Here is a 13,380-nt window from a genome sequence, read left to right on the forward strand (position 1 = left end):
AACCGCGCCATGAAGATCGAGGGTCCTTCCTCCGCCCGTCCCGGTCAGGTGAAGAAAGCCACGCGTAGCGGTGGTGGCGAATTCGCGCGCCATATCCAGGGCGGAGACGAGGATGAGGGCGTTTCGCGCTCGTCTGGCTCGCAGAGCCTGTCCGGCATCAATCCGCTGTTCGCCCTGCAGGAGGTCGATGACGCCCTGTCCGGCAAGAAGCGCAAGGCGCAGGCACGGGGTGAGGATATTCTGGACCGGCTGGATGAAATCCGTCTTGGTCTGCTGATGGGCACCATCCCGCTGGAAAAGCTGCATGAATTGACGCGGGTGCTGCAGAACCGCATCGGCGACCTGGACGATCCGGAGCTGCAGCAGGTTCTGGACGAGATCGACCTGCGGGCGCAGGTGGAGATCGCGAAGCTGACCCCGCAGGGCTGACCTAGCCGGCATACACCCGAATGACTGATCGGGCTGCTTCCCCAGTAAATTGTTTGGTTTCAGCGCATTAGAAGTTTTGCGCCGACGCTGTTCGCCTGTTGCGGGCCGGGCCTTGTCTCCCTATACTCCGCGCCGTTTCCAGGCCCAGGATCGGACCAGTCAGATGTCGTCTAATACGTTGCCTCTGCTCCCCGCCGATTACCGCCCGTCGGAGGACGAGGAATATATGAACCCGCTGATGCGGGCCTTCTTCCGGCACAAACTGCTGCAATGGCGCGCGGAGCTGCTGCGTGAAAGCAGCGAGACGCTGAACAGCCTGCATGAGGATGGCGGGTTGCAGGAACCCGACATTGCCGACCGTGCCACGCTGGAGACGGATCGTGCGCTTGAACTGCGCACCCGCGACCGTGAGCGTAAGCTGATCTCCAAGATCGACAGCGCCCTGCAGCGCATCCATGACGGTGAATACGGCTATTGCGAGGAGACGGGCGAGCCGATTGGTGTCCGCCGTCTGGAGGCCCGCCCCATCGCCACCATGAGCCTGGAAGCCCAGGAACGGCATGAGCGGATGGAGCGCACGCACCGCGACGATTGACGTGGGGCAGAGTGATCGTAGCGCGGATTAGCGAAGCATAATCCGCGGGATTTCCCGGCGTCGTGTCGCGGATTACGGCTTGCGCCTAATCCGCGCTACGCAATCCCCGCCTCACACGGTCAGGAATTTCCGCACGTCCGTTTCCACCAGCCCGGCCCTGTCGCCGGCCATCACCACTTCACCCCGGTCCAGGACGGCGTAAAGGTCGGCCAGATCGCGGGCGAATTCGAAATACTGCTCCACCAGCACGATGGCCATATCGCCCCGGTCGCGTAGCCAGGAAATGGCGCGACCGATATCCTTGATGATGCTGGGCTGAATGCCCTCTGTCGGTTCATCCAGCAGCAGCAGACGCGGGCGGGTGACGAGTGCCCGACCGATGGCCAATTGCTGCTGCTGCCCGCCCGACAGATCACCGCCGCGCCGCGACAGCATGGATTTCAGCACGGGGAACAGCTCGAAAATCTCATCCGGGATGAAACGCTGACGCCGGGGCAGGGGGGCGAAGCCGGTCTCCAGATTCTCCTTCACCGTCAGCAGGGGGAAAATCTCTCGCCCCTGCGGCACATAGGCGATGCCGCGCCGGGCCCGGTCCTCGGTGGAAAGTTTGGAGATGTCGGCTCCTTCCCAGGTGATGGAACCGCCACTGATCGGACGGTGGCCGATGATGGCGCGCAGCGTGGAGGATTTGCCCACGCCATTGCGGCCCATCAGGCAGGTGACCTTGCCCGGCTGGGCGAGGACACTGACCCCGCGCAACGCCTGGGCCGCACCATAATGCAGGTTGATGTCATTGACGTTCAGCATGTCTCACCGCCCCAGATAGACTTCGATCACGCGCGGATCGGCGCTGACATGGTCCAGCGAGCCGTCGGACAGAACGGAGCCTTCATGCAGGACCGTGACCTTCACATCCAGATCGCGCACGAACGTCATGTCATGTTCGACGACGACGACGGAGCGGGTCTGCGCAATTTCCCGCAGCAGACGCGCCGTCTCCGCCGTTTCGGCATCGGTCATGCCGGCGACCGGTTCATCGACCAGCAGCAGCTTGGGTTCCTGCGCCAGCAGCATGCCGATCTCCAGCCATTGCTTCTGACCATGGCTCAGGGAGCCTGCCAGGACATGGCGGCGGGCGGACAGGCGGATCGTGTCCAGGATGGAAAGGATACGGTCATCATCGGCCCCGTCGCGGTGGAACAGGTTGGCGAATGGCCCCCGCTTTCCGGCCAGGGCCAGGTCGAGATTGTCCCAGACAGTATGGCTTTCAAACACGGTCGGTTTCTGGAACTTGCGGCCAATGCCCAAGGTGGCGATCCCGGCCTCGTCCATCTGGGTCAGGTCGGTATCGCCATCGAACAGGATGGTGCCCTTGTCGGGCCGCGTCTTGCCGGTGATCACATCCATCATGGTGGTCTTGCCCGCACCATTGGGGCCGATGATGGCGCGCATTTCGCCCGGCATGATGATCAGTGACAGGTTGTTCAGCGCCCGGAACCCATCAAAGCTGACGGAAACGCCATCCAGGTAAAGCTGGGTATGCTGCGGGTCGGGTCTGGTGGACATCATTGCCCCTCCGTCACGGGCTTGGTGGTGATGGATGCGGCCTGTTTTTCGCGCCGCCGCGTCCAATAGCCGGTCCACAGGCCGACAATGCCGCGCGGCAGGAACAGGGTGACGGCGATGAACAGGCCGCCCAGGGCAAACAACCAGATTTCCGGCAGGGCGTTGGTCAGCAGGGTCTTGCCGAAATTGACCAGTACCGCACCGATCACCGACCCGATCAGGGTTCCGCGCCCGCCGACGGCCACCCAGATCACCGCCTCGATCGAGTTGGCGGGGCTGAATTCACCGGGATTGATGATCCCAACCTGCGGCACATACAGCGCGCCCGCCACACCCGCCATGCAGGCCGAGGTAACAAAGACCAGCAGCTTATATTGTTCCACCCTGTAGCCCAGGAACCGCGTCCTGCTTTCGGCGTCGCGGATGGCGACCAGCACGCGGCCCAGCTTTGACCGCACGATCCAGCGGCAGAGGATGAACCCCAAAGCCAGGGCAATGGCCGACGCCGCGAACAGGGCGCTGCGCGTGCCATCGGCCTGGATGGAGGCGCCCAGGATATCCTTGAAATCCGTCAGGCCGTTATTGCCGCCGAAACCCATGTCATTGCGGAAAAAGGCCAGCAGCAGGGCAAAGGTCATGGCCTGGGTGATGATCGACAGATAGACGCCCGTCACCCGGCTGCGGAAGGCCAGCCAGCCCAGCAGCCCCGCCAGCAGACCCGGCACCAGCAGCACCATCAGGGCGGCAAACCAGAACTGGTCAAAGCCCAGCCAGTACCAGGGCAATTCCTGCCAGTTCAGGAAGACCATGAAATCGGGCAGGGTCGGGTGACCATACATGCCGCGCGGCCCGATCTGCCGCATCAGATACATGCCCATGGCGTAGCCGCCCAGCGCGAAGAAGGCGCCATGGCCCAGCGATAGGATGCCGCAATAGCCCCAGACCAGATCCACCGACAGGGCCAGCAGGGCGTAGCAGAGATACTTGCCCATCAGCGCCACCGCATGTGGGGGCACATGGAACGCGCTGTCGGCCGGCACGGCCAGGTTCAGAACCGGGATCAGGATCGCCAGTCCCAGCGCCACCGCCCCGAAGGCCAGGCCCGCGCGGTCCAGGCGTGGCAACAGAATTCCGCCTTGCATGGGCGTCCCCTCAATGTTCGATGGCGCGGCCCTTCAGGGCGAAAAGGCCCCGCGGACGCGCCTGGATGAACAGGATGATGCCGACCAGCACCAGGATCTTGCCCAGTACTGCGCCTGCAAGCGGTTCCAGCAGCTTGTTGACGATGCCCAGCGACAGGGCGCCGACCAGCGTGCCCCACAGGTTGCCTACGCCGCCGAAGATCACGATCATGAAACTGTCGATGATGTAGCCCTGGCCCAGATTGGGGCTGACATTGTCGATCTGTGACAGGGCCACGCCCGCCAGCCCGGCAATGCCGGAACCCAGGCCAAAGGTCAGCGCGTCAACGCGCGCGGTACGGATACCCATGGCCCGCGCCATGGACCGGTTCTGGGTCACGGCGCGCATCTGCAGGCCCAGGGGCGTGCGGCGCAGCAGCAGCATCAGGGCGCCAAAGACGATCAGGCCGAACAGGAAAATCCACATGCGGCCATAGGTGATGGTGACTTCCCCAACCTGGAACGCACCGGCCATCCAGTCGGGGTTCCCCACCTCCATATTCGTCGGTCCGAAGATGGACCGCACCGCCTGCTGCAACACCAGCGACAGGCCCCAGGTGGCCAGCAGCGTTTCCAGAGGGCGGCCATAGAGGAAGCGGATGATGCCACGTTCGATCAGGATGCCGACCCCGCCGGCCACCACAAAGGCCAGCGGCAAGGCGATCAGCAAGGACCAGTCGAACAGGCCCGGCGCATGGGTGCGGATAATCTCCTGCACGACATAGGTCGTGTAGGCGCCCAGCATCACCATTTCCCCATGCGCCATGTTGATGACGCCCATCACGCCGAAGGTGACGGCCAGACCAATGGCGGCAAGTAGCAGGACGGAGCCCAGCGACATGCCATAGATGATGTTCTGTGCCGCCGCCGCCCAGGCCAGCTTGTTCTCAATCAACCGCACCGCCTCCGTGGCGGCCTTGGCGACCGCCGGTTCCGTGCTGCCGGTCAGCGGGTTCAGCAGGGCAAGCGCCGCCTGACCGCCCTTATCGGCGATGGTGGCGATGGCGGACAGCTTCTCCTCGGTGCCCAGGGTGTCATAGGCCAGCAGGATGGCGGCACGGGCCTGTTGCAGGCTGCGCTTGACCTTGGCGTCCTGTTCGTCGGCCAATGCTGCCTCCAGCAGGGGCAGGACGGCGGCGTCACGGCTGACAAAAACGGCTTCAGCCGCCGTGCGGCGGACGGCGGCATCGGGGCTGCGCAGGGTGAGCGCGCCCAGGGTGGCGCCGATGGCCCGACGCAGGCGGTTGTTCACGCGGATCAGTTCCAACTCACCCGCCGGCACGCTGCCCAGCGCGTCGCCTGACAGCGGATCGGTCAGGGTGATGCGGTCGCCATCCTCCCGCCCGATCAGGACCTTGTCATCGGCCAGCCGACGGTAAAGCTGCCCGCCCTCTAGCGCTTTCAGCGCCGGCACGATGGCGGGGTCGCCCGTCTCGGTCAGGGCCGTCAGCGCCTGTTCCTTGGCCGCGTAATCATCGGTGGCCAGCGCATCGATCAGGGGACCCGTCGCCTGTGCCCAGACCAACGGCGTGACCAGCAGGGACAGCAGCAGAAGCAGCATTCGCATGGGGTGGCCTTTCGGGGGGAGGGGCACCATGTGTCAGAGCTGACACTTTCTTTCTCGTCATCCCGGCGAAAGCCGGGACCCAGCGCGGAGCGGCGTCTGCCGCGATAAGAGTGATATCGGCGCTGACCGCGCCTTACGCTGGGTCCCGGCTTTCGCCGGGATGACGAAGAGAGAAGGATCAAACGATCCGCGCTACTTCGCCCCGCCGCACTTGCCCGTGGCGGTGTTGAAGTTGCCGCACGACAATGGCTTGCGCCAATCGGCGATCAGGTCCTTGCTGTCGGGCAGGTAGTCGGACCATTCATCGCCAGCGACCAGACCGGGCGTCTTCCACACGGTTTCAAACTGCCCATCGGCCTGCACCTCGCCGATCAGGACGGGCTTGGTGATGTGGTGGTTGGGCAGCATGGCGGAATAGCCGCCCGACAGGTTGGGCACGGCCACGCCGACCATGGCGTCAATCACCTTGTCGGGATCGGTGGTGCCGGCCTTTTCCACCGCCTGCACCCACATGTTGAAGCCGATGAAATGCGCTTCCATCGGGTCGTTGGTGACGCGCTTGGGGTTCTTGGTGAAGGTCTGCCACTTCTTGATGAAGTCGGTATTCACGGGCGTCTTCACGCTCTGGAAATAGTTCCAGGCGGCCAGATGGCCCTGCAGCGGCTTGGTATCGATGCCGGCCAGTTCCTCCTCACCCACCGAAAACGCGATGACGGGGATATCCGTGGCCTTGATGCCCTGGTTGGCCAGTTCCTTATAGAAGGGGACGTTGGCATCACCATTGATGGTGGACACCACGGCGGTCTTCTTGCCGGCGCTGCCGAATTTCTTGATATCCTTCACAATCGACTGCCAATCGGCATGACCGAACGGCGTGTAGTTGATCATGATATCTTCCGCCTTCACGCCCTTGGCCTTCAGATAGGCCTCCAGGATCTTGTTGGTGGTGCGCGGATAGACATAGTCGGTGCCGGCCAGAACCCAGCGTTGCACCCCTTCACCGATCAGGTAATCCACCGCCGGCACGGCCTGCTGGTTGGGGGCGGCACCGGTATAGAAGACATTGCGGCTGCTCTCCTCCCCCTCATACTGCACGGGGTAGAACAGGATGCCGTTCAGTTCTTCGAACACCGGCAGCACGGATTTGCGCGACACCGACGTCCAGCAGCCAAACGTGGCCGAGACTTTCTGTACCGCCAGCAGTTCACGCGCCTTTTCGGCGAACAAAGGCCAGTTGCTGGCGGGGTCGACCACCACCGGTTCCAGCTTGCGGCCCAGCACGCCGCCCTTCTTATTCTGCTCCTCAATCAGCATCAACATGACGTCCTTCAAGGTCGTCTCGCTGATCGCCATGGTGCCCGACAGGGAATGCAGGATGCCGACCTTGATCGGCGGCTTGTCAGCGGCCAGCGCCACCCCGGTGGTGCCCAGCATCAGGGCGGCACCGGTGACGGACAGGACGGCGGAACGCAGGAATTGACGACGCGACATGGGGTTATCTCCCGTCAGCAGAAATGGTTTTGGGGGAAAGGTGCGCGTGACCGACACCGTCAGAACTGCAATTGCAGGCCGAGGGTGAAGCGGTCGCTGTCGGCGCCGGGGCCGGTGTCGATGGTGGAATATTCAGCGCTGATCCGGGCGGAATGGCCGCTGATCACGTAGTTCACGCCGAAATCATATTGTTTGATGTCAAAGCGCGAGGCGTCGGGATCGAAGGTCTGATAGCGCACGAAGGGTTGGAACTTGCCGATACCGACCTTGGCCGGCAGCAGATAGGCGCCGCCGATCAGCCAGGCCTCCCCCGCCACGATGCCGCCGACGTTGGCGGTGCCGGATGCCCCGCCGAAACCGGGGGCCACGTCGGTCACTCCATCCGTGTCATAGGAATACCAGGCCCCTTCCAGGGTGACGGCCCCGGCATCGCCCAGATTTTTCTCAAACAGGGCATCGATGCTGACGGCACCATAATCGCCAGGCCGCACGGCGGTGCCCACGCCATCTTCCTGATAGGCGCCGGCAATGGCCAGCGTCAGGACATCGGCGGAACCGTAATAGGTGCTGCTGGTGTAATAGGCGGGGTTATCCTCCACATCGAGGAAGTTATAGGCCAGCCGGCCCGTGAACAGCATATTGTCGCCCTGGTTGCTGGCCCCCCGGATGCGGTTATGGCCCTTGAAGGCGCCGGCGGCATAGGTCAGGCGCTTGTCCAGCAGCTTGCCCCAAACAGTGGCACCATCATCGCGGCCCGCGAATTTGGCCGGGTATTGCGACACGACACCGGGATAGGACCAGGCGTTGATATAGTAGGGGCCATCCAGATTGGCGCGGTCGCTGGGCGGCAACATACGGCCGACCCAGATATTGAATTCATCGGAGAATTCAAAGCGGGCGTAACCGTCCAGCAGTTTCAGATTGCCGTCGCCATCGCGTTCGGTGTTGAAGGTCGCCTTGATCGTGTCCGACAGGGAGCCGGAAACGAAGACGCGCACGCTGTCCAGATTAAACTCGTTGGAGCGGTCATTGCCGCTGGGGGCGGCGTCTTCGGCGCTGGTGTAGGAACCGCGCATGCCAAGACCAATGGACAGCGACTTGCCATCCCCGAAACTTTGCGTGAAACCGGCCGAAGCCGGGGAAGCGGACAGGCCGGCCAGCATAAGCGCCAAGGCCGATACCGCCATGCGCGCAGCCGCCGGCCGCGACGCAAACTTGCGTCCCATCATGAAGCACCCCCTGTTATGCGGAAAAATCCGTGGCCGGGCTGTTGCGGCCCCTGGCCCTTGTTTGTGATGGGAAGGTTAATGTCTCGCAGATGCGAAAACGAATACGTCAGACGACGTATGTCTGCGTATCCTGGACCCGGTTAGGGTGCTGGGCATGGGGTGGAGAGGGTTCCTAAAATGCGTCATCCCCGCTTGCGCGGGGATGACGGGTGAGACGGGTGTGGAGGAAATAAGGGAGCGGGGATCGGATGGATTGCCAATGCTGAAATCGCTGCCCATCGTGCGTGTGCGGCGCCAGTATAACCGCTGGGTGTCCGACCAGACGGTGGAGGATTACGCCCTGCGCTTTACTGCCGACCGGGCTCGGCGCTGGTCGCCGTTCCGCGTGGGCAATACGGCCATGGGCGCCATCTCCTTTCTGGCGTGCGAGGCCATTGGGGCGTCGATCACGCTGGCCTACGGTTTCACGAACGCCATGGCGGCCATCGTCCTGGTCTCCATGCTGGTGTTGGCGACGGGGCTTCCCATCGCGTACTACGCGGCGAAGTTCGGGGTGGATATGGACCTGCTGACCCGTGGTGGTGGGTTCGGCTATATCGGGTCCACCTTCACCTCCCTGATCTATGCGGGCTTTACCTTCATCCTGCTGGCCCTCGAAGCGGCCATCATGTCGGAGGCGCTGACCCTGTGCCTGGGCATCCCCTTATGGCTGTCACACATGATCAGCGCGTTGATCGTGTTGCCCATCGCCATCCATGGCATCCGCAAAATCAGTTGGATGCAGGTCTGGACACAGCCGGTCTGGCTGATCCTGCAATTGTCGCCCCTGGCCTTTGTCATTCTGGCTGAACCGGGGGAGCTGTCGGGCTGGACCCGTCTGGCGGGGCTGCATGCGCCGGAGGGTGGGTTCTCGCTGCTGGCCTTCGGGCTGGCGACGTCCGTCCTTCTCTCGCTGCTACCGCAGATCGGGGAGCAGGTGGATTATCTGCGCTTCCTGCCGGACCGCAAACGGGTGGGCAAGGTCGGCTGGTGGAGTGCCATGCTGATCGCCGGGCCGGGCTGGATCTTCATCGGCGGGGCCAAGCTGGTGGCGGGATCGCTGCTGGGCTATGCCGCCATGCAGGCGGGGATGAGTGCGCTGGACGCCGCCACGCCGACCTCCATGTATCGTATGGTGTTTGAACGCATTGTGTCGTCGCCGGGCCTCGCCCTGGCCCTGACGGTGATTTTCATCGTGATCTGTCAGGCCAAGATCAATGTCACCAACGCCTATGCCGGTTCCATCGCCTGGTCCAACTTCTTCTCCCGCCTGACCCATTCGCATCCGGGCCGTGTCGTCTGGCTGGTCTTCAACGTCATGCTGGCGCTGATGTTGATGGAGATGGGCATTTTCGGGGTGATCGAGAGCATCCTGGGCATCTATGCCAATCTGGCCGTCGCCTGGGTCGGCGCGCTGACGGCAGACCTTCTGGTCAATAAGCGGATGGGGTGGAGTCCGCCCAGCATCGAATTCCGCCGCGCGCATCTCTATGACATCAACCCGGTCGGCGTCGGCGCCATGGGCATATCGCTGCTGCTGTCGCTGTCGGCGTTCTTCGGGCTGCTGGGGGAACTGGCGCGGGCATTCGCGCCGTTGCTGGGGCTGGTGTCGGCCTTTGTGGCGGCCCCGGTCATCGCCTGGGCCACCAAAGGCCGGTATTATATCGCGCGACAGCCGGATGTTCTGGCGACCGAGGGCGGCCTGATCCGCTGTTCGGTGTGCGAGAACATGTTTGAGCCGCCGGACATGTCGCACTGCCCGGCCTATGGCGCGCCCATCTGTTCGCTGTGCTGCTCGCTGGAAACGCGCTGTCATGACCGGTGCAAGGTGCGGGCGACGCTGGGCGAACAGCTTTCAGACATGGTGGGCAGCCAATTGCCGGCGGCGCTACGCCGCTGGCTGGGCAGCCGCATCGGACGCTTTGCCGCCATCATGGCGCTGCTGACGGCGGGCATGGCCATGCTGCTGGCCCTGATCGGCACGCAGTACGGCGCGATACCGGGCGTGCCGAAGGAGACGGTGCGCACCACCTTGCAGATCGTCTTTGCTGCCGCCCTGATCATCATGGGTTTGGCCGCCTGGGCTATCGTCCTGGCCCATGAAAGCCGGCGTCTGGCAGAGGAAGAGAGCGAGCGGCGCATGACCCTGCTGCTGGACGAGATCGAGGCGCATGAACAGACCGACGCCGCCCTGCAAAAGGCCAAGGAAGCGGCGGAATCTGCCAATATCGCCAAGACCCGCTTCATCGCCGGCCTGAGCCATGAGGTGCGCACGCCGCTGAATTCCATCAATGGCTATGCACAGTTGCTGGAACGTGGCGGCTTGCGGCAGCCTGAAGATGCGGTGCGGGTGATAAGGCGCAGTGCCGAACATATCACGCGGCTGGTCGACGGCCTGATGGACATCTCCAAGATCGAGACGGGCACGGTACAGATCAGCCGCGATGTCGTGGACCTGCCGGCCTTTCTGGCGCAGCTGGCCGACATGTTCGGGCCGCAAGCGGCGGCCAAGGATGTGGCGTTTGAGTATCGACCCGACCCGACCCTGCCGCGCTTTGTCCTGACGGATGAAAAGCGCCTGGGCCAGATCTTGATGAACCTTCTGTCCAATGCCGTGAAATATACCGAGCGCGGGCAGGTGCGGTTCAGCGTGCGCCGGCGCGGGGAGACGGCGGAGTTCGAGGTGATGGATACCGGCATCGGTGTCGCACCGGAAGACCGGGAACGTATTTTCCAGCCGTTCGACCGCGGCAATCTGCCCAGCCGGATGGACGCCATTCCCGGCACGGGCCTGGGCCTGACCATCACGCGGCTTCTGACCCATGTGCTGGGGGGTGAGCTGACCATGGACAGCCAGCCGGGACAGGGCAGCAGCTTCAAGGTGCGCATGCTGCTGTCGGAGGTGCGGGCACCGGTGCAGGCGCGGCCCAGCCATCGGATTCTGGGCTATCACGGTGACCGGCGCACCATCCTGCTGTGCGATGATGATGCGCAGCATCTGTCCATGATGCGGCAATTACTGGAACCGCTGGGCTTTGACCTGATCTTTGCCAGCAATGGCGCGGAATGCCTGGACCTTGCCCCCCGGCACAATCCCGACCTGTTGATCCTGGACATCTCCATGCCCGGCCTGAATGGCTGGCAGGTGGCCCAGGCCCTGCGCGATGGCGGGATGGAGGATCTGTTGATCCTGCTTCTGTCGGCGGAGGCGCATGACCTGGCCGAACGCGGGCGCGGGGCCGATCAGCCGCATGATGATTTCCTGGTGAAGCCGGTGGATATCGCCCAGTTGCTGGAACGGCTGGAGGTGCTGCTGGACCTGGACTGGCGTCGGGAGGAACCGGTGGCCGAACAGATGCAGGCAGCACCCGCCCTGTCGGCGGCAGAGATCGCGGGCCTGCTGAACCTGGCCAAGATCGGACATGCGCGGGGGATTGAGCTGTTGCTGCGCGAGCTGCGGGCGGGATATCCGGGGCATGAGGGCTGGTTCGACCGGTTGTCGCTGCTGGCCCAGGGGTTTGAGTATGACAGGCTGGCAGAGGTGCTGGGCACCGCCGGGATGATGGGGGCTGAGCATGCGTGACGGGGCGCCGGCGGGGGATATGGTGCTGGTCGTCGATGATAATCGCGACGAGTTGAACATGCTGGTCGAGGCGCTGGAACGCGGCGGGTTCACGGCCCTAGCCGCCACGCGGGGGGAAGCGGCGCTGACCCTGCTGGAACGGGTGATGCCATCGCTGGTGGTGATGGATGCCGTCATGCCGGGCATGGACGGTTTCACCACCTGTCAGCAGATCAAGCGCGATGCGCGCACGGCCCATCTGCCCGTCATCTTCATGACGGGCCTGACCGAAACCGCCCATGTGCTGCGCGGGCTGGAGGTGGGGGGCACCGATTATGTGACCAAGCCCGTCAATCTGGTCGAACTGCTGGCCCGCATCCGGGTGCATATCGCCACGGCCCGGGCCGCCCATGGGGCACGGCTGGCGCTGGACGCATCGGGCCGGCACCTGTTCGCCGTCAATCCGCAGGGGCATATCCTGTGGTCCACGCCGCAGGCGGCCAGCCTGCTGTCGGCGGCGTTCGGGGAAGGGGCCGTGCCGCCGGAACCGGTGCAGGCCTTGCTGCAACGCGCCGTGGCCGGCGGGTCGGATACGGAGACGGCGGAACCGCTGGCCCCGGCCGCCGGGGTGGGGCCCGCACGCTATCTCCTGCCCACCGGGCCGGGGGAGTATCTGTTCCAACTGACCACCGCTGGCCCGTCGGGCGAGGATATATTGCGCGCGCAGATCGACCTGACCCTGCGTGAGGTGGAAGTGCTGCGCTGGCTGATCCATGGCAAGACCAACCGCGAGATCAGCGAAATCCTGGGCATCAGCCCACGCACGGTCAACAAACACCTGGAACGCATCTTCGCCAAGATGGGCGTGGAAAACCGCGCGTCGGCGACGTCACTGGCCATGCGGATCATGGCGGGCAAGGGGTGAGGGTGTATCGTGGAAAGACAGCCAGAATTTTGAAACAGAATTTGTGAATTTCTCCAGATCCTTAATGTCCAATTTCAGGAACTCCGGATCGACCATCAAATCGCCATCGAGCGTTAGCCTGTCTGGAAAATTTTCAGCAAGCTTGCTTAATGATGATCCGCCGCCGTGTTTTATAACGTTTGCGACAAGTGAAAACTCAGTCATCATGATTAAAATATCTCGATCAATATTTACGCAGATAGCTTTTGAGAACTCTTCGATTAAATCTATGGTGCTCAGTTTTTCAATCTTTTTGGCTGATAGACCGTGAGATTGAAATCTTATGCCGCGAATTAGTATTCTGCGCATTGAGCGTTCCCAAAAAGTATGAAGTCCAATTATTGCACTCTTGATGATAGAATCTTCTATAAATATAAAATCATCAGCTACTTCGTCTTGATAATCACGAGCAGTATCGATTGCTAAGTCAAAATCCTTGTGGCCGTAATGATCTTTCGTAAAGATGGTAATTTCTTCAAATAGCGAATCTATCTTATCGTATTTTAAGCTAAATGCCAAATTGATGGCCGGAATTACATTATCAACAAAAGATCTGCAAAATAAATTGGCTTGCTTGGAGAGTAATTCACATTCCGAATGGCAAATGAGCGTCATAGCTAGTCTCCAATCAGCATTACTCAGTCGACAGCACAATAATTCTATGACCCGCCACTCATTGGCAAGGGCACTAGCTGCCCCCATCCCCCAATACGTCATCCTGCGTATATGGCGGTGCAGCATGGGTCCGCATACTGGC

Annotated in this window: 11 protein-coding genes; 4 read left to right on the forward strand and 7 right to left on the reverse strand. The window is 62.5% G+C overall.

Annotated features, from left to right (window positions below):
- Window positions 1–9: 9 nt before the first annotated feature.
- Both ACODSP_RS17830 and dksA read left to right on the forward strand, forming a co-directional pair.
- Window positions 10–429 carry a flagellar assembly protein FliX gene (locus tag ACODSP_RS17830; RefSeq protein ID WP_488966904.1) on the forward strand — a complete coding sequence of 140 codons (420 nt, stop codon included), beginning with the start codon at window positions 10–12 and terminating at the stop codon, window positions 427–429.
- Between the two features lie 163 nt (window positions 430–592).
- On the forward strand, window positions 593–1,024 hold the full coding sequence (gene dksA, locus ACODSP_RS17835; RefSeq protein ID WP_054167650.1) for an RNA polymerase-binding protein DksA: 432 nt from the start codon (window positions 593–595) through the stop codon (window positions 1,022–1,024).
- A gap of 111 nt (window positions 1,025–1,135) precedes the next feature.
- On the opposite strand, the gene urtE is transcribed toward dksA, so the two are convergent.
- From urtE to ACODSP_RS17865, 6 genes are all read right to left on the reverse strand, one after another.
- The gene (gene urtE / locus ACODSP_RS17840; RefSeq protein WP_054167652.1) at window positions 1,136–1,831 is read right to left on the reverse strand and encodes an urea ABC transporter ATP-binding subunit UrtE; all 696 of its coding nucleotides are present in this window, start codon (window positions 1,829–1,831) and stop codon (window positions 1,136–1,138) included.
- A 3-nt stretch (window positions 1,832–1,834) separates the two neighbouring features.
- The gene (gene urtD / locus ACODSP_RS17845) at window positions 1,835–2,593 is read right to left on the reverse strand and encodes an urea ABC transporter ATP-binding protein UrtD (protein WP_488966905.1); all 759 of its coding nucleotides are present in this window, start codon (window positions 2,591–2,593) and stop codon (window positions 1,835–1,837) included.
- Window positions 2,590–3,732 carry an urea ABC transporter permease subunit UrtC gene (gene urtC, locus ACODSP_RS17850; RefSeq protein ID WP_488966906.1) on the reverse strand — a complete coding sequence of 381 codons (1,143 nt, stop codon included), beginning with the start codon at window positions 3,730–3,732 and terminating at the stop codon, window positions 2,590–2,592. The genes urtD and urtC overlap by 4 nt, the downstream gene beginning before the upstream one ends.
- Before the next feature lie 10 nt (window positions 3,733–3,742).
- Window positions 3,743–5,338 carry an urea ABC transporter permease subunit UrtB gene (gene urtB / locus ACODSP_RS17855; protein WP_488966907.1) on the reverse strand — a complete coding sequence of 532 codons (1,596 nt, stop codon included), beginning with the start codon at window positions 5,336–5,338 and terminating at the stop codon, window positions 3,743–3,745.
- A 192-nt stretch (window positions 5,339–5,530) separates the two neighbouring features.
- The gene (gene urtA, locus ACODSP_RS17860; RefSeq protein WP_488966929.1) at window positions 5,531–6,772 is read right to left on the reverse strand and encodes an urea ABC transporter substrate-binding protein; all 1,242 of its coding nucleotides are present in this window, start codon (window positions 6,770–6,772) and stop codon (window positions 5,531–5,533) included.
- A 116-nt stretch (window positions 6,773–6,888) separates the two neighbouring features.
- Window positions 6,889–8,058 (reverse strand): porin, encoded by a 1,170-nt coding sequence (locus ACODSP_RS17865; RefSeq protein WP_488966908.1) that lies wholly within the window; start codon window positions 8,056–8,058, stop codon window positions 6,889–6,891.
- A gap of 259 nt (window positions 8,059–8,317) precedes the next feature.
- On the opposite strand from ACODSP_RS17865, the gene ACODSP_RS17870 reads away from it, so the two are divergent.
- Both ACODSP_RS17870 and ACODSP_RS17875 read left to right on the forward strand, forming a co-directional pair.
- Window positions 8,318–11,680, forward strand: coding sequence for a hybrid sensor histidine kinase/response regulator (locus ACODSP_RS17870; protein WP_488966909.1), 3,363 nt, complete (start codon window positions 8,318–8,320; stop codon window positions 11,678–11,680).
- Window positions 11,673–12,584, forward strand: coding sequence for a response regulator (locus tag ACODSP_RS17875; protein WP_488966910.1), 912 nt, complete (start codon window positions 11,673–11,675; stop codon window positions 12,582–12,584). The genes ACODSP_RS17870 and ACODSP_RS17875 overlap by 8 nt, the downstream gene beginning before the upstream one ends.
- On the opposite strand, the gene ACODSP_RS17880 is transcribed toward ACODSP_RS17875, so the two are convergent.
- The gene (locus ACODSP_RS17880; RefSeq protein ID WP_488966911.1) at window positions 12,549–13,364 is read right to left on the reverse strand and encodes a hypothetical protein; all 816 of its coding nucleotides are present in this window, start codon (window positions 13,362–13,364) and stop codon (window positions 12,549–12,551) included. The genes ACODSP_RS17875 and ACODSP_RS17880 overlap by 36 nt on opposite strands.
- Between the last annotated feature and the right edge of the window lie 16 nt (window positions 13,365–13,380).

The sequence above is a fragment of the Niveispirillum sp. FG156 genome (genome assembly GCF_057809555.1).